We start from the raw sequence: 18,178 nt of genomic DNA on the forward strand, positions 1-18,178 counted from the left end.
ATGGGATTATTTACTTCAAGAAAACAGAAGCAAAGTATTGAAATTAAATTCCAGAACGATCTGTTGTTTATAAAAGTAGCTGATGAAAAGGAAATTGCTTATCCTTTAACCTGGCATCCCAAATTAAAAAATGCTACGCAGGAAGAACAGCAGGACTGGAAAATAAAAGAAGATGGTAGCGGAATTCATTGGAACCAGCTTGATATAGATATAACCATATAAAATCTTAAAAACTAAAAAGGACAAATCTTAAGATTTGTCCTTTTTAGTTAGATGAAAGAGGTTATTATTTGGTATGAGAAAAAAGCCATGGCAAAAGATCCGGTTCGGCAAATGCCTGATCCCAGCTATTATGATTAGCCTCGGGGTATAAACTATATTTCACCGGAGCACCTAAAGATTTTAATGCCGAAACAACCCGCTCCGAATTTTCAGGAGGAACAACATCATCTTTTCCTCCGTGGAATATCCACAAAGGCACTTTTTTGTACTTTTTAACATTTTCTATATTATCTCCGCCACAAATTGAAAACGCAGCGGCAAAGTTATTCCTCAATCTTCTGAGCACTTCAAAAGTTCCCATTCCACCCATTGATAGGCCACCAACATATATTCTTTCTTTATCGGTGTAGCTTTTAGATTTCATTTCTTTTACGAGCGACATAACCAGTTTCATAGCTATAGTTGGCTTACCTCTTTTTTGAAACATAAATTCCCTTTTCCCATTTACTGATTCAACTTCTACGTTTGACCAATAACTGTCTTTAGGACATTGCGGGAAAATAATAATAGCAGGAAATTTCTCCCTCACATCTTCCTTCAAAAATAACTTACTGCCGTGAGTAAGTTGTGCCTGGTTATCATTACCACGTTCGCCAGCACCGTGAAGAACAAATAAAACCGGGTATTTTTTGTTTTCATCAAAATTTTGAGGCATCAGAATCCGGTAAGGCAATGTATCATTGCCGGAAACCAACTGACGCTCCAAAAACTGATTAGAATTTTGTGCCTGAACTATCGAACTCAGCAACAGAAAAATAATTAATATTCCTGATCTCATTTCACAAGTTTGAAATTTGCCTCTTTTACATCCCGGCTATTGGTACCAATAAATAGCTTAAAATCGCCCGCTTCTGATATCATTTTCAAATCAGAATTATAAAACATTAAATCCTCATTACTAATAGAAAAGTTTATCATTTTGCTTTCTCCGGGTTTCAACGAAACCTGCTGGAAGGCTTTTAATTCTTTTACCGGACGGGTCACAGAACCCACCATATCGCGAACATATAACTGGACGGTTTCTACGCCTTCTACTTTTCCGGTATTGGTTACCTGCATTGATGCCGTAATTTTCTGTGACGGGTTCATACTTGCCGTATTCAATTTAATATCGCCATAGCTGAAACTAGTATAACTTAAACCATAACCAAAAGGATATAGAGGTGTATTTGGTGCATCCAGATACTTACTTGTATATTTTTGATTCTCGTCAAATGGTCGTCCGGTGTTCTTGTTATTATAATATATTGGAACCTGACCTACGTTGCGGGGAAAAGTCATGGTAAGTTTACCGGAAGGATTTTGTTCTCCAAATAAAACAGATGCAATAGCAGGACCAGCCATAGTTCCTGAAAACCATGTTTCAAGGATAGCATCCATATTTTTATCTTCCCATTCCAGGGTTAAGGGACGGCCGTTCATCAACACCAATACAACTGGTTTTCCGGTTTTTTTCAGAGCCTTTAAAAGTTCAACCTGGTTATCAAGTAAACCAATTGAGCTGCGGCTGGCTGCTTCACCGGTCATGCCAAAAGCTTCGCCTAATACGGCTACTACAACGTCTGCCTGCTGAGCTGTTTTTACAGCTTCATCAATTAATTGCTGCGGCGATTTTGAATCTGGAATTATATCTCCTCCGTGCGGATTTAATTTATTTCTGATAAGGGAATCATCTACCAGATTACAGCCTTTTGCATATAAGAAATTACTCTTATCTGATCTCAACTCCAATGCGGACCAAAGGCTGCGGGCATTTTTATAAGTATCGCTCGCACCACTCCAGCTTCCAACCAAATTGCGCTGATCTTTAACTAAAGGACCAATAAATGCGATTTTCTGATTTGATTTTAAAGGTAAAGCCTCATTTGAATTCTTTAGCAGAACCATACTTTTTACAGCAGCTTCTTTACTCAAGTCTAATTTATCCTGACTTAATATCTGGCTTTTATTTCTTTCTTCACTAACATATTTATACGGATCCTGAAATAAGCCCAGTTTATATTTTGCTTCAAGAATGCGGCGGCAGGCGGCATCTATCTGAGCCTGGCTAACTTTACCTGATTTTACCAGTTCAACGCCATGCTTCAAAAATACTTCACCAACCATATCCATATCTACACCTGCATTTAAAGACAATTCGCCAACTTTCTTTTCATCACCCATTCCGTGATTAATCATCTCATTAATAGCCGTGTAATCCGTTACTATCAAGCCATTAAAGTTCCACTGTTTTCTTAAAACATCGGTCATTAACCACTTATTAGCACTGGCCGGAATTCCCTCAACTTCATTGAAAGAAGTCATTACACTTCCGGCACCGGCGTTTATTGCTGCCTTATATGGCGGAAAATATTCATTGTACATTTTAATCCGGCTCATGTCCACAGTATTGTAGTCGCGGCCGGCTTCAGAAGCTCCATATAAAGCGAAATGCTTTACGCAGGCCAATAAAGTATTGTTTAAAGAAAGGTCAGTACCCTGATATCCAACAACCATGGCTTTTGCAATGGCAGATCCTAAAAACGGATCTTCTCCGGCCCCTTCACTTACACGGCCCCAACGCGGATCACGGGCAATATCTACCATCGGAGAAAAAGTCCAGTTTAAACCATCGGCGCTGGCCTCTTCTGCTGCGGCACGTGCTGTGCGCTTAACCAAGTCCATATCCCAGGAAGAAGACAATCCTAGCGAAATAGGAAAAATGGTACGATGTCCATGAATTACATCATAACCAAAAATAAGCGGGATTTTTAAACGACTTTCATTCACCGCCATTTCCTGGAGCTTTCGAACCGCATTTGGCGTATAGGTATTAAAAACTCCTCCAACCAGTCCCTTTCTAATATTTTCTTCTACACCTTTGCTTACAATCGGACCAGTAACATCAAATCCCACCGATGGCAAATGTAGCTGACCCACCTTTTCTTCCAGGGTCATCTTTTTCATAAGTGCATCAATGTAGGTTTTCATTTTTGCATCACTATTTTGTGAATATACTGCCGGGGGAAGGCAGAATGTGCTGATTGCTATCAGTAATGTGGCTGTTTTTTTCTTTAACATAATATATAAACTTGGTTGGATTAAACTATTTATTTAAATAAGCAGGCGTGGATTTTAATCCACTTTTTTAACAGTTGATTTTACTGAAATTCCATTTTCGTTAAATGCTTCAACTGAAAAATAATACGCTTGATCAGTCCCTAAACTTTTAAGCTCCAATTGATTTTTTTCATACACAAGGTAAGAATTGTATAATTTATCGGGGGCAATTCCCCATAAGATATTATAACCCTGAATATTTTTTTGCGGATCCCATGTTATCATGGCATCACGGCGATCTTTATAACGATTCACTTTCAAATTGCTAACTCTGTCGGGAAGTTTACCCTCTCCTTTTCCAAATATACGTAAACCCGAAATTGCAAGGTTAGGAGTTGGAATCTGTATATTCTTATATCTTATATATCTAACTTTCTGAGGAATTCCAAGTTCTACATAATCATTAGGAACATCCCTGTAATTATCTTTCCGGTTTACCAGTGTCATCCAGGTTTTACCATCCAGAGAGCCTTCTATAGTGTATCGATGAAAAAGTCCAGGAATTTTTCCATATAACCCGGATTTATAATCATGGTAGTTGAGTTGTATTGCATATACTTTTCCGGGCTTTACTAAATCAATTTCAACCCACTGCCGGTCATCATTTTTCTCCGCTACCCAGAATGTTTTCACATTTTCATCAGTAATGTTTGCGGCCGCAAACTGATCAAGCCGGGAGGATACTTTTATCGGCTTTTTGTAAGAAAGCAACATCCAGCCTGTAAACTTGCCTTCTTTGCCGGAAACTCCCGGAGCAAAATGAGGATAATCTCCAAAAGAGGTATTTGAATACATCAAACCTTCTTGATCAAAGAAAGTTGGATACATAGAAATTCTTCTTTCCCAGTTTACATTCACAGAAACAGCCATGGAACCAAAATGCCAGTATTGATCCTGCGGGCCCAGCACTGTACTTCCGTGACCGGCACCATTCATAAATCCACCGGGTTTATAGGAAAAAGGGTTATTGGGCATGTACTTAAAAGGGCCCAATGGTGAATCACTGATGTATGCTCCATCTCCATAAACATTAAATTCTGTTCCGGGAGCCGCATACTGCAGATAATATTTATTGTTGTGTTTGGTCATCCAGGGTCCCTCCATATATCCGGCTAAAACCGTATCAGAATGATTTTCTCCAAACCGCTCCCAGCCATGTTTTTTCGAATCGAGATTAAAGAGCTCATGGGTTTTTTCGGATGGGCGAAACCGCCGGTTTTTATCCAATTCTTTAGCCCTGATAGGATACGTATTTGAAGAACCCCAATACATATAAGCCTTTCCATCATCATCAATAAAGAGAGCCGGATCCTGAAGATCGTTCAGTATGGCAGGAACAGCTTTCCAATCACCTTTTTTGGGATTATCAGTATATAAAATACTCATATTACCGGATGGATTACCGGTAACATATAAAACAGAATCTTTATAATTATGAGCTGCAGGGGCATTTGATCCTTCGAAATACCATTTTTCAGGAGTGATAAAGTTCCAGTTATTTAAATCGGTAGAATGCCAGTATCCCATTGACCGGGTAACAAACATATAATATTCGCCCCTGAACTTCACCACCGCCGGATCTGCGCCAGACCGGTAAGAAATATCATTATGGGCATTGTAAATCATGTACGTGTAATCAAGGTTTAGGGGATTACAGTAGGTGCTCATTTGTGAAGACTGCGCCCAAAGACTGGTTGCAGATCCTATATTGAAGATGACAAAAAGGAAATATTGCTTAAATTTTTTAGTCATATTGATGTTATTCAATTCTATTTTTGATATTCAAAACCTAATTTATCCAGTCCGGTTTGAACCTCAGGACTGCTCATAAACAATTTCCAAAGTAAACCTGAACGATGGTTTTCGATCATCACTACGGCCGGACCCTGATCTATCCCCAGATAACGTTTTGGATACCAGTTTTCTGATTCACTGTACGCATCGTAAAAGCCATAAGGACCCCAAACTTTATCACCCAAATTTTCATACAAATACCTGATTACTTTCATGGATTCTTTCGGAGTATACGGGATAGAAGAAATTGCAGCGGTTGGAGAAATTACAGACAGATCTTCAGAAATGCTATGCCCCGCGTAGCCTTTCATTGAATAACTTGAAGTTAAACCCCAGCCATTTTCTCCATATCCTTTATAACCTTTCGGATTTTGAACACAATAGTCATGTACAGCTAATGTATGATTTGTATTTTGCTGCCAGTAATCGGCATATTTATCTTTAAGTCCCTTTGGATTTAAACCCAGATAAGAATAGTGAGACCAAAATAAAGGACCTACAGAACCTTTTGCTCCCTGGTGATCTAAAGTTATGTGATGGCCGTAAAGATTAAAATCGGCACTGATTGCTCCGTTCCTGGCCCAACCTTCATGATATACTTCGGCAGGTATGGCATGAGTTGGCGATGATGCAGCCAGAACATACATAATCAGGCATTCGTTGTATCCTTTAACAGGAAAATTCATTTGCCATTGATAACTTGGCGACCAATGCCAGTATAATACATTTTCTCCCTTACGGTAAAAATCAAAATCAATTCCTTTCCAAAGCTCATCGGCTTTTTTAGCAACCGCCTGCTCTGCCGGATTACCGTCTTTTAAATATTGCCTGACACAAAGTAATCCCTGAGCCAGGTAAGATGTTTCCACCAAATCAGCACCATTATCTTTAGGTGAAAATGGCTTAACTTTTCCGGTTTCGCCAACCAGCCAATGTGGCCAGGCACCGTGAAAACGATCAGCTTTTTCGAGGAAATTTAAAATTTTAGCCAATCTTTCAACGCCTTCGCTGCGGGTGATGTACTGGCGCTCAATTGCACTGATGATAGACATTACGCCGAAGCCTGTTGCTCCGGTAGCAACCGTGTTTTTATCGTTTTGAGGATAGACATTATCCACATGAAAGCGTTCTCTTGCCGCTCCGGAATTTAGTTCGGCACCCTCCCAAAAATATTGGAAAGTTTGTTTTTGTACCAGATCCAGCAGATCTTCATCTGACAGTATTTTTTTAATTTCTGTGGAATTGTTGGTATGGGAATTAATCCCGTTAAGGGAACAAGAAGTGAGGCTTAGGATTAATAGTAACAGGATTGATTGTTTCAGCATGTTCTAAAAAGTTAAGGGTTACATCTATTTAAAAGTTAAAATTATAAATGAGGACTTTGAAAACCCAGTCCTTTCATTCCGGTTTTTACTTCAGGACAACTCATAAACAAATCCCACAATAATCCGGTCCGGTGGTTTTCAATCATCACAATAATTGGACCCTGATCAATTGCAAGGGTAGAATTAGCAAACCAGGATTCACTTAAATTAAACGCATCATAAAAACCATATTGCCCCCACGATTTGTCTCCAAGTTTATAATAGAAAAATTTTAATGCTTTCATAGATTCAACCGGAGTATATGGAAAAGATGATAATGCCGCCGTTGGCGAAATTGTTCCATTATCATTATTGGGCTCATGAGCCAGATATCCACTTTTATCATCACTGGCAGTGAGTCCCCAGCACTGATCACTGTAACCTGCAAACTGTTTGGGATTAGCGGAGCAATAATTATAATTTATTAAGGTATGAGCCTGGTTTTGACTTTCATAATTTGCGTATGCATCGGTTAAATTTTTGGGATTAATCCCCAGAAAAGAATAATGAGCAAAAAACAATGGTCCTCCTTTATCCGGACCTAAAGGAAGCTGTATTCCAAAATAAGTGTTCCCGTTACGGATGGAGCCATTTTTAGCCCAGCCATTATCATAAACTATTTTTGGAACGGAAAAAGTATTGGAAGATGCTGCAAGCACATACGTAATCAGAGCTTCGTTCCAGCCTTGTACCTGATGATTCATTTCCCAATTGTAATTGGGACTCCAATGCCAGTACAACGTATTTTCATTATTTTTCCGAAACCAGTTCCACTCCACTGCGTTCCATAATTTATTTATATTTTCACGAAGGGCAGTTTCTCCGGCATCGGCTCCGTTAAAATATTGACGGGCCGTAAGTAACCCCTGCATCAGATATGAGGTTTCTACAAGGTCGGCCCCGTTATCTTTCTGGCTAAAAGGGATAACAGCTCCGATTGCACCGTTTAACCAATGAGGAAATGCGCCATGAAAGGTTTGCGCATTATTCTGTAAAAAGCCTACGATTTTTTGCATGCGGGCCAGTCCCTCGGCCCGGGTTATAAACTGACGGTTGACACCCACAACCAAACTCATGATTCCAAATCCGGAACCACCGGAGGTAACCAGATCACCTGATGTATTTCTTTCACGGGCTAATCCGCTTACGGGATGTCCGAAATCCCAGAAATATTTAAAAGTTTGTTTTTGAACGAGGGTTAGCAATTCTTCATCGCTTATTTGAGGAAATTTGTCGGAAAGATCAAGACCCGTTCTAAGATTTATATTAACTGCATTTTTCAGTGTACTTCCATCTGCAGATTTTAGATTTGAAACTATAAGAATAAATGAGGTAAAAGCAGGCAATGAATTGACCGGGCTGATAACCAATGTTGATCCATTTTCTACAGATGCGCTAAACGGAATTGCAGTTCCGCCAGATTGAAAAGAAACTGAGGAATTAATCCCTGCAGGATTAATTACCGCATTAAAAGTAATTTTAATTTGAGGTTTAACAACTACATTCTGATAGCTTAATGAAGGACTGCTAATACCGTCTACAGAAGTTGAAAGATAATTGAAGGGTGTTTCTTTTGGCGGAGTATTCGTTTCGTTTTTCTTACAAGAAACAAAAAAAAGCAAAACAGAGATTAATATAATAGATGGCAACTTCATCAGCAGCATATTTAAGTTAAAAACATAGTATAAAAAAAATGCCCTGAATTTTAAGATTCAGGGCATTTTTTTTAACGTCCCTGGCGTTCCAGGATTCCCAGGGCACTAATTTCCTGGGCGGTTAATACTGTATTATATATTCTCAATTCATCCAGTTTACCTGTATAGTTTAACATCCAAGGCTCGGGGCTGTTGAACGGCGCTCCCAACTGATTTTGAAATCCACCAATGATAAATTTTGTTGCCGATTTAAAATTCAGGCCTCCCAATGGAGTACCGGAACCATCTGCTTTTCGATCTTCCATACCTGCAGGAAGCGTTCTTTTTTGTCCGTTTACGAACAAACCAGCTTTGGATGTTGTGGCATCATAAGTCCATACCACATGTCTCCATGCGTTGTACATATCATCCGGACGAAAGTCACCGAATGGCTCGATCCAATGTTCTATGAAGGATGCTGTATTCTTTTCAAAATGCAGTTTCATAAACATTTTATTATCTGAGGAATTATTTCCTTCAATCATCATGAAGAAATTACCCCAAAAACTTCCATCCTGTTTAGCCAGCGTAAATACACCCTGAGCACCACCATCATGTTTGGCAGTGTTAATCCATAAACTTACTGTAAAACTGGTTAAACCTGCTATCGGCCCCGGATTGGTATACCCGATAAATCCATTGGTTGAACCCTGGTAAGCCTGTCCTTTTCTGCCTTCCACAAAACTTGTGGTTCCCGAAGCAGAACCGCCTGTAACTCCACCTTTTAAATCAGCCACCGTTCCTTCGAAAGGAAAATGGGCAATAAGGCTTGCAGGTTGAATCTCATCCGAATTTACGAATCCGCCCTCTACAGCAGGCGGATCACCGGCAGTAAAATCATCATCTAATTCGGGCTTGGTACATTGAGTAAGGCCTACTGAAACGAGGACCGATCCCAGCAATGCTATTTTAAAAATTGTCTTATTCGTTTTCATAACCTATGTCTAAAAATCGTTCATTTTAAATTAATACCCGGGATTCTGGGTCAGCCTGTTACCACTTAAATCAATCTGCACCTGCGGAATTGGGTAAAGCTCATTTTTGCCAGCTTTGAATCCTTTTGGTCCTAAAACAGTAGCTGCACGACCCTGACGCACCAGATCAAAAAACCGGTCTTGCTCCATGGCCAGTTCTACCCTTCTTTCTTTCCAGATATTTTCAATTGTACCTGTTGAAGCAGGAAGGTTAGCCCTTGATCTTACCATGTTTAACATAGTGGTTGCATTTCCATTGCCTAAATTGGCCGCAGCTTCGGCATGGATTAATAACACCTCTGCATAACGCATTAAACGAATGTTTTTAGGCTTTGTGTCTTTATTGTTAGAAATCTGCGGAGATTCTGCCAGAGCGCTATGATATGCTTTATAACTGTAACGCTCGTTTTCAACTGAATCTTTAGATGGAATTCGGAAACCATCCCATAGAACAGTACCCGGACTATTGGCTGGAAGAGTTGGTGTTATGAATATAATAGTGGCATTACGGCGGGTATCTCCGGCTTCATACGCATTTACCAAATCGCTGGAAGGGCTGTTAAAACCGAAACCTAAATCGTTCCAGCCACCTCTTCCTCTTGCACCCTGACCATTGCTAAACAATGGACTTACTGCATTTTCACCTACGTTTATTCCTGTTTGAACTTCGAATATTGATTCACTATTATTGATTCCGCCAATTCCATTAACCGGTTTCTCTCTGAAAATAAAATTATAGTCATCAACCAGGCGATATTTACCGGAATTGATTACACTCAAAGAAAGATCAAAGGCTTTTTGATAGTTTTTCTGATACAGATAAACTTTTGCCAGATAACTTTCTGCGGCACCTTTATCTGCTCTGCCAAGTGAAGAAACACCTTTCAATGGTAAATTATCAGCTGCAAATTGCAGATCTTCTATAATAACCGCATAGATATCTTCCTTGGTAGCACGAGTTTGAAATTCATCGCTGTTTCCTTCAGAAGGATCTGGTACTCTGATCAATTTCGGTACACCACCAAACAATCTGACCATGTTAAAATAATATAAACCACGCAGGAATCTAACCTCGCCGATAAGGCGATTTTTAACAGATTCATCAAATGTACTCTGGTTTAATATGTCAATGGCACGGTTCGCCCTTCCTATCGCAGCATAATGGCCGCTCCATAGATTATTCAGAATAAAATTATTTGGATTAACGGTGAAATTATCAATTTCACCTGCCGGTGGAAAATCTGAAGGGGTACTTCCTTTGTCAGAATCATCTGAAGCAACATCTGTTGCCATAACCATCAGAAAACCGACTGTTGTATTACCAAATCCTCCAAAGTATAATGTGCTGTAAACACCACCTACCAGTTTTTCTGCAGCTCCGGGGTCCTGTAAAGCTTGTACTTCTGTAAGTTTACCCTGTGGTTCAACCTCGAGGAAACTTTTATTGCAAGCACTCAGCACAATGGTTGCAGTTAATATGATTGAAATTCGTTGTATACTAATCATGATTCTCTATTTTAATAAGTTAAAATCCAACATTAACACCGAATGTGAACGTACGGGTTGTAGGATAAATACTTGATTCAATACCTCCGTTTAACGGGCTGCCACTTGTAATTTCAGGGGTAAAACCACTATAACCGGTAATAGTTGCCAGATTTTGCGCTGCAACAAATGCTCTTACTTTTTGTATTTTGTATTTTGAAAGGAAACTTGCTGGTAATGCATAACCTAATGTCAGGTTATTGATTCGGAAAAAATCTCCATTTTCAAGAAAGTAGGTAGAAGCCAGTAGCGGATTTAAATTTGCCCTCGGAACTTCATTTCCCGGGTTATTTGGAGTCCACCTGTTTTTGGCTACATCAGTTTCTATATTATCTCTGGAGTCAGCACGGGCGGCTTTTTTTCCGTTATATATTTTTCCGCCTGCAGTTCCATAGGTGCTGATATTTAAATCAAACGATTTAAAAGTCACATTTCCGTTTAAACCAAACGTCATTTTTGGCTGATAAGAACCTGAGTGAGCTCTGTCTTCTGAACCTATTGTACCATTGCCGTCTAAATCTTTATATCTCAAATCACCCGGCTTTGCATCTTTCTGTGCTGAAGCGGCAATTTCTGCGGCATTCTGAAAAATGCCGTCTGCCTGTAGTATAAAGAAACTGCCGATTGGCTGTTTATTATCAGAGAACGTAGTTGGCTGACCATTTACTACTCCATCAAATAAAGGCTGTCCACCGCTAAGACCGGTAATTTCATTCTTATTGTAAGCTACGTTTGCACCAATGGTATAGCTCCAATTTGTACCAACTTTGGTATTCCAGTTAATTCCAAATTCAACACCCGTATTCAGAAAATTAGCAGCGTTAGTAATAAACTGATTATCGGCATCACCCAAAATCGCCGGAATAACAATTGGAATTAAAGCATTCTCAGTTTTTTTATGGTAATAATCAATCTCTCCTGTCAGTTTGTTATTTAAAAATCCGAAGTCTAAACCTAAATCATATTCTTTAGTAGTTTCCCATTTGATATTTCTGTCAGGCAGCTGATCAAAAGAAATTCCGAGAAATTCTGTACCGTTAAAAATATAAGGCTGATTGATTGTAGCAAGCGGTAAATATATAGATGTTGGAATTTGATCATTACCAACCTCGCCATAACTACCTCTTAATTTAAGAGCAGTAAAAAACTTTTGCTCTTTCATAAATCCTTCATTGATAATATTCCATCCTAAACCTACTGACGGGAAATATCCCCATCGGTTATCGCTTGGAAAACGAGAAGTTCCGTCAGCACGAAAAGTTGCTGTTAACAAATATTTGCTGGCGTACGAATAGTTTAATCTGCTGATGTATGAATTACGGGTTGACATATCGCCGGTACTGATATTACTGGCGCCCAGTGGCGAACCTGCTTCTAAATACCATTGATCTTTATTTTCGGGTACACCCACACGAAAACCATTCAAACTGTTAAACTTTGATCTTTCGGCTGTAGTACCAACCAGCAAGCTGAAGCTATGATCACCAAAAATTTTGGATGCTGTGGCTGTATTATCCCAAACCCAGCGACTGTTGTTATTATTGGTTATCCCTAATCCGCTATTATTACGAATCTGGTTTCCACCCGCTGTAATAAACACATTATTATCACCGGTATTTAAATAACGGTATGCATATGATGTGTTCTTGTAGAAATCCACATCAATACCAAAGCTTGAACGTAATGCAAGCCAGGTAATTGGTTTATAATCTAAAGCAAAGGAGCCCTGAATACGGTTACCTATCCCCTGATCGTTATTTTTTTCAAGGTCAAGAAGCGGATTACCTACGTTATTAGACAGAGAAGTATTTCCATACAAGTCTCCTACTTTAGAGGCCACATAAGGCGCTGCACGATAAGCCACATTGAATGCGTTCAGATTTACTTCCCTAACATTAAACCGGCTGTAAGATGCCAGCGTCGAAAATTTCAGCTTATCATTTACATTATATTCGTTATTGGATCGTAAGGTTAAACGATTAAAATTGTTAGTTTCAATAATACCTTCATCACTTAAAAATCCGGCACTAAAGAAATAAGTTGTTTTTTCACTGCCTCCGGAAAGGGATAAATTCTGATTCTGCTGAAAACCTGTTTTTAAAACAGCATCATACCAATCTGTATTTGCACCACTTTCTAATAATTGCGGGGTAATCAAAACATCACCGGTACCGTAAAAAACATTGGCTTCGTTTACATATCCTGCATACTGATTAGCTCCTGCCATATTTACCAGGTTTGAAGCTTGTTTATATCCAGCCGTAGCATTGTATTCGATAACCATTGCACCCGATTTACCTTTTTTGGTGGTAATCAGCAAAACACCGTTTGCCGCACGCATCCCGTAAATCGCGGTAGCTGATGCATCCTTTAAGATATCCATGCTCACAATATCCGAGGAATTGATGTTTCGGATATCATCTGTAATTACACCATCTACAACGTATAATGGATTGGCACCGGCAAGCATAGTTCCTGTACCACGCACACGAACTGTAGGCAAACTATTGGGGGCGCCGGAACTGATGATCTGAACACCTGCTACTTTACCCTGAATTGCCTGTGTAGCCGACAAAACAGGTTCGCGGGCAATATCTTCTCCTTTAACTCTGGAAACAGATCCTGTAACATCTGACTTTCGCTGAACGCCGTATCCCACTACAACAACCTGCTCAAGCATTTCTGTGGACTGTTTAAGGGAAACGTTAATTTGCGGACGATTATTTACAGGAATCTCCTGGCTTGTATATCCCAGGTAAGTAAAAACCAGCGTTCCGGTAGCTGGAACACTTATTGAATAGGCACCGTTAACATCGGTAGTTACGCCTGTGGTGCTTCCTTTAAGTTGTACAGTAACTCCAATCAGGCTTTCACCATCAGAAGCATCAGTAACTTTACCAGAAACAGAAATACGTTCCTGTGCCCAAGTTACTGTAGTAAAGAAAAATAAGAGGAAGGCCGCAAACGAAATGATAGGTAATAATCTTTTCATAGCGATTAAATTAAATTAGGGGTTAACTATATTTGGTTAAATGTTAAAAATACCAAAGAAAATCAGCATTAGCTAATTCAAATGTAATATTTAGGACATCAAATCAAGTAAGAAGAATTACCCACAAATGTTTTAATAATCTCAAGAATATACTATCCAACAAACTTAAAATTGACTTATTTGCACTAATCCAGCACGTTATCATTAATGCGTGATTTAGACTTCACGTTTACCGGCTGAGGCACTTTTACATAATAGCCCGTACCATCATAGATTCGCTTTCGCGGATGAGATTTACATTCTTCAGAACAAGCGCCATCTAACAATGTTCCGCAGCAATCACATTGGGTGAAATGCTCATTACATTCCGGATTGGCACAATTAATCATTTTTTCGGTTACAGATCCGCAATTTCTGCAGGTAGAAATTGCCACAGGGTTTACCGAGTTTACGTCAACTGCTACACGGCTATCAAATACATAACATTTGCCCTCAAAATTTTGACCGCCAACTTCTTTACCATATTTTATTATGCCGCCATGCAATTGATAGACTTCCGGAAAGCCTTCGTGAAGTAAAAGCGCAGATGCTTTTTCACATTTGATTCCACCGGTACAATAGGTTATAATTTTTTTGTCTTTAAACTTAGCCAGCTGATTAATTTTTTCCGGAAATTCGCGGAAATTTTCCATATCAAGCGTAACCGCATTTTTGAAGCGGCCAATAGAATGTTCGTAATTAGACCTTACGTCGAGAATAACAACATCATCTCGATCCATCATTTCCCTAAAATCAGACGGTTCCAGATGAATCCCTGTTTTTTTTCCGGGGTTAATGATATTGGGATCACGCAAGCCTGAATGCACAATTTCCGTTTTATAGCGGCAATGCATTTTGATGAAAGATGGCTCTTCCACATCATCTATTTTGAAATCAGTTTCTTTAAACCTGGGATCAGCTTTTACTGCGGTCATATACTTTGCGCAGCTTCCAGAATCACCTGAAACAGTTCCGTTTAAACCTTCATCAGCTACAATAATGCGCCCAACAAGATTTAAAGACTTACAAAACTGAAGATGGTCTGCAGCAAATTGCTCTGCATTTTCGATATGGCTGTAGCAATAATACAGCAGGGTCTGGTATTTACTCATAAATCATTGATACTGTTGCAAGCAGCGTTTAATGCGGGGCAAATATAATATTTATGAATAAATTTTACACTTCCTTTTCTTGACTAATCTCAAAATACTAACAAAGGTAACTACCTGAATTACTATAAGATGCGAACGAATGTAATATTTCATTAAACAATTAAATTTTCACAGAGTTACTATATCAACATATCTATCTAATCTTAAAAAACTATTAACATGGCAACTAGCACAAAAACTAAAAAACCTACGGGTAAAACAGGCAAAATGCAAAATTCTGAATTCCATAAATTCTTTATTGATGAACTTAAAGATATTTATTGGGCAGAGAAGCATTTAGCTAAGGCCTTGCCTAAGATGCAAAAGGCTGCTACCAGTCCTGAACTTGTAGCCGCATTTGAAAAACATACAAAAGAAACTCAAATGCATATTGAAACTTTGGAGCAGGTTTTTGAATTATTGGAAGAAAAACCGACAGCCAAAAAATGCGATGCTATGGAAGGCTTGTTGAAAGAAGCTGACAGCATTATTGAGGATACCGATAAAGGTACAATGATTCGTGATGCTGCTTTAATACTTGCTGCTCAGAAAGTAGAGCATTATGAAATTGGAACATATGGCACATTAAGAACATTTGCCGAAAATATGGGCCATACAAGTGTTGTTGATCTTTTACAGCAAACTTTAGACAACGAAAAAGCAACAGATGTAGCTTTAACAGTTATCGCTGAAGATTTCATCAATGAAGAAGCGGCTTCAGAATAAAATCTGATCAATACATCCTGAAAAGCCTGCACCACATTATGGTTGCAGGCTTTTTTTGTTCACTATTCCCAAAGACGGTTTAATAAATTAAAAATACCTTTGCCTGATATCTGTAAGAAGAATATCAGGAACGGAAATAAAATAGACATGATGGAAGAAATGATTGTAAAAGATAGTAACGGAACTATTTTAAATGAAGGCGACTCGGTTTTATTGATTAAGAGTTTAAAAGTAAAAGGATCAGCAGTAACTCTTAAAAAAGGAACGCTGATAAAAAAAATCAGGCTCACATCTGATTCCGAAGAAGTTGATTGCAAAGTGGAAAACATGAGCGTGGTACTCAAAACCTGTTTCCTTAAAAAGAAATAATTGAATTCATATTAACGGTTTATTTATGTCTTCTTTTGATTTTAATACAGATTTGATTCTTGAAGATGATGTAGTTATGCTGCGGCCTCTTCTCGTATCCGATCTGGAAAATCTTATTGAATTTTCTCTGCATGAACCGGAAATCTGGGACTTTTCATTACTTCAGGCCTCGGGGAAAGAAAATCTTAAACGCTATATTCAATCAGCTTTAGATGGACGGAACGAGAAAAGGGAATTCCCTTTCATTGTATTTGATAAACGAGTAAATAAATATGCCGGCAGTACTCGCTATTATGATATTCAATTAAAGAACCAGACTCTGCAATTAGGCTATACCTGGTACGGTAAAAATTTTCAGGGAACAGGCTTAAATAAACATTGCAAATACCTGCTTCTTACCTATGCTTTCGAGCATTTACAGATGGAAAGGGTTGAATTCAGAGCTGACGCAAAAAACATCAGAAGCATCGAAGCAATGAAAAGTATAGGCTGTATTCCAGAAGGTATTTTGAGAAGCAATTTACCAACCCCCGCCGGTAAGCGCCCCAATAGCATCGTGCTAAGTATTTTGAAGTAGGAATGGGATGATCATGTTAGATCTTTCTTAAAAGCCAAACTAAGCACCTGATTATTTACAGAATTGATCTGGAATTTGATAAAAATTAATCCTAAATTGTAATAACGGAGGAAAAATTCATTTGTATAGAATTAAAGATCGTCTAAGATGAACCAATTTGATATTTTATTCTTTTTCGATAGTCTTCACAAATCGGTATTTGAAGTAAGGAGACACGGAACTGAAGAAATCTCAGATTTGAGCAAATCATTTTACTGGCTATTACTCGACAAAAATACCAAAACTATTCATCGCCTGGATTTTGTTTCACTGAGTAAATTTCCAAATTATGAAAAAAGGGAATTTAACCAGGGCACTTTAAAATTTAATTCAACGAGTGCCCATTATATTCCATACGATACGCTCATACAATTGGATTTAGAAAGCCTCCAGCCGTACGAGGTTACAGATACAGTTCGGCAAGTTATAGCAAACTATTTTAATGAAATTGACCGGCAGGGAATCTAATCCGGTCACTGTATTTTAAAAAGATAACAAGCATTTGGAGAGATCAAAACCTTTATCCAAAATGATTGTATATCAATGACATAAGAATATTTTAAACTTTAAAATATAATAGTATGGCATTACATCTCCCCCAGTTACCCGAACGCCCCCATCTTCCTGAAAACTTAAAAATGTTCATTTTTTATGTTTTGGTAGTTGTGATGATTATGTTCTTCCTTTTTTCAATATTCTTACTGATTTCAAGTCTTAGTTCCAAAGCAGGAATTTAATTGAACCCATAATGAATTGCTGAAAAATTGTGCGCTCTACCCGGCGGATTCCACTTTTTGTGCTATTTTTTTTGCTTATCATTTTAGGAGTTCAGTTCTTTCATAACAACTAATGTTCTGTATTTTTACAGCATGCATTCCTCTCAACAAGTAAAGCTTATTGCCGATAGCCTCTTAGAAACTTTTCTTCCTAAAGATGAAAATCAAAATTCTATAACTTTTAACTTTACAATAGCACCTAAAAAAACCTATCGGGTTAATTATGAAAAAAAGGAAGTTAAAGGAAAAGCAGAATGGACGTTTGTCAATTACTCGGAAGTAATAATATAACTACAAAACCATTTCCGCCCGAAAATCAGACCGGGAATACGGAGAATTATTCAGTTGAACTTCAATAAACCCTAACTTTTCATAAAGTTTAATTGCAGAAACCAGCTTTTTATTTGATTCCAAAAACAGCAATTTACAACCCAGTTTTTTTGCTTCTTTAATTACATGCTCGCCTAACAATCTGCCGGTGCCCATTCCTTGAAAACGTGGGGAAACCGCCATTTTAGACAATTCAAATACAGTGTTATTCACTTTTTTTAAAGAAACGGTTCCTATAATTTCCGTTCCTGATCTGGCAAAATATATTTTCCCGCCATTGTCAATAATATATTCTTCGGGATGATCCAGCTGCTGAAAATCTAAAGGCTCAGGTTCAAAATACTGAGAGATCCATTCTATATTCAGACTTCTGAAATCATCCTTGTATCCGGGTTGATAATCTATGATCTCAATTTCCATGAGGCAA

Annotated in this window: 16 protein-coding genes; 6 read left to right on the plus strand and 10 right to left on the minus strand. The window is 38.4% G+C overall.

Annotated features, from left to right (window positions below; all coding sequences use genetic code 11):
* Nucleotides 1–222, plus strand: a complete 222-nt coding sequence (locus tag G521_RS0101080) for a DUF2442 domain-containing protein (RefSeq protein ID WP_026896856.1) — start codon at nucleotides 1–3, stop codon at nucleotides 220–222.
* A gap of 64 nt (nucleotides 223–286) precedes the next feature.
* Here the strand turns inward: G521_RS0101080 and G521_RS0101085 are convergent, their stop codons facing one another.
* From G521_RS0101085 to trhO, 9 genes are all read right to left on the minus strand, one after another.
* A complete protein-coding gene (locus G521_RS0101085; RefSeq protein ID WP_026896857.1) occupies nucleotides 287–1,060 on the minus strand; it encodes a carboxylesterase family protein in 774 nt (257 codons plus the stop codon).
* Nucleotides 1,057–3,342, minus strand: a complete 2,286-nt coding sequence (bglX, locus tag G521_RS0101090) for a beta-glucosidase BglX (protein WP_036677970.1) — start codon at nucleotides 3,340–3,342, stop codon at nucleotides 1,057–1,059. The genes G521_RS0101085 and bglX overlap by 4 nt, the downstream gene beginning before the upstream one ends.
* A 54-nt stretch (nucleotides 3,343–3,396) precedes the next feature.
* Complete coding sequence (locus G521_RS0101095; RefSeq protein WP_051189348.1) at nucleotides 3,397–5,133, minus strand: family 43 glycosylhydrolase; 1,737 nt, start codon at nucleotides 5,131–5,133, stop codon at nucleotides 3,397–3,399.
* Nucleotides 5,134–5,150: 17 nt separating this feature from the next.
* Nucleotides 5,151–6,500 carry a glucoamylase family protein gene (locus tag G521_RS0101100; RefSeq protein ID WP_026896860.1) on the minus strand — a complete coding sequence of 450 codons (1,350 nt, stop codon included), beginning with the start codon at nucleotides 6,498–6,500 and terminating at the stop codon, nucleotides 5,151–5,153.
* 41 nt (nucleotides 6,501–6,541) lie between these two features.
* Nucleotides 6,542–8,194 (minus strand): glucoamylase family protein, encoded by a 1,653-nt coding sequence (locus G521_RS0101105; RefSeq protein ID WP_026896861.1) that lies wholly within the window; start codon nucleotides 8,192–8,194, stop codon nucleotides 6,542–6,544.
* A 71-nt stretch (nucleotides 8,195–8,265) separates the two neighbouring features.
* Nucleotides 8,266–9,168 (minus strand): LamG domain-containing protein, encoded by a 903-nt coding sequence (locus G521_RS0101110; RefSeq protein ID WP_026896862.1) that lies wholly within the window; start codon nucleotides 9,166–9,168, stop codon nucleotides 8,266–8,268.
* 30 nt (nucleotides 9,169–9,198) lie between these two features.
* Nucleotides 9,199–10,713, minus strand: coding sequence for a RagB/SusD family nutrient uptake outer membrane protein (locus G521_RS0101115; RefSeq protein WP_026896863.1), 1,515 nt, complete (start codon nucleotides 10,711–10,713; stop codon nucleotides 9,199–9,201).
* 19 nt (nucleotides 10,714–10,732) lie between these two features.
* Entirely contained in the window at nucleotides 10,733–13,744 is a 3,012-nt protein-coding gene (locus G521_RS0101120; protein WP_026896864.1) for a SusC/RagA family TonB-linked outer membrane protein, read from the minus strand.
* A gap of 185 nt (nucleotides 13,745–13,929) precedes the next feature.
* On the minus strand, nucleotides 13,930–14,895 hold the full coding sequence (trhO, locus tag G521_RS0101125; protein ID WP_026896865.1) for an oxygen-dependent tRNA uridine(34) hydroxylase TrhO: 966 nt from the start codon (nucleotides 14,893–14,895) through the stop codon (nucleotides 13,930–13,932).
* Nucleotides 14,896–15,114: 219 nt separating this feature from the next.
* Between trhO and G521_RS0101130 the strand changes: the two genes are divergently transcribed.
* From G521_RS0101130 to G521_RS0101150, 5 genes are all read left to right on the plus strand, one after another.
* Nucleotides 15,115–15,660 carry a YciE/YciF ferroxidase family protein gene (locus tag G521_RS0101130; protein ID WP_026896866.1) on the plus strand — a complete coding sequence of 182 codons (546 nt, stop codon included), beginning with the start codon at nucleotides 15,115–15,117 and terminating at the stop codon, nucleotides 15,658–15,660.
* Nucleotides 15,661–15,759: 99 nt separating this feature from the next.
* Nucleotides 15,760–16,029, plus strand: coding sequence for a zinc ribbon domain-containing protein YjdM (locus G521_RS0101135; protein WP_245580814.1), 270 nt, complete (start codon nucleotides 15,760–15,762; stop codon nucleotides 16,027–16,029).
* 25 nt (nucleotides 16,030–16,054) lie between these two features.
* Nucleotides 16,055–16,606 carry a GNAT family N-acetyltransferase gene (locus tag G521_RS16205; protein WP_051189350.1) on the plus strand — a complete coding sequence of 184 codons (552 nt, stop codon included), beginning with the start codon at nucleotides 16,055–16,057 and terminating at the stop codon, nucleotides 16,604–16,606.
* 147 nt (nucleotides 16,607–16,753) lie between these two features.
* On the plus strand, nucleotides 16,754–17,113 hold the full coding sequence (locus G521_RS0101145; RefSeq protein WP_026896868.1) for a hypothetical protein: 360 nt from the start codon (nucleotides 16,754–16,756) through the stop codon (nucleotides 17,111–17,113).
* Between the two features lie 401 nt (nucleotides 17,114–17,514).
* Entirely contained in the window at nucleotides 17,515–17,712 is a 198-nt protein-coding gene (locus tag G521_RS0101150) for a hypothetical protein (protein WP_026896869.1), read from the plus strand.
* Here G521_RS0101150 and G521_RS0101155 read toward each other — a convergent pair whose 3' ends face one another.
* The gene (locus G521_RS0101155) at nucleotides 17,713–18,171 is read right to left on the minus strand and encodes a GNAT family N-acetyltransferase (RefSeq protein ID WP_026896870.1); all 459 of its coding nucleotides are present in this window, start codon (nucleotides 18,169–18,171) and stop codon (nucleotides 17,713–17,715) included.
* Nucleotides 18,172–18,178 lie beyond the last annotated feature (7 nt).

Origin of the sequence: Daejeonella oryzae DSM 19973, from assembly GCF_000422945.1 — a bacterium.
GTDB classification, from domain to species: Bacteria; Bacteroidota; Bacteroidia; order Sphingobacteriales; family Sphingobacteriaceae; genus Daejeonella; species Daejeonella oryzae.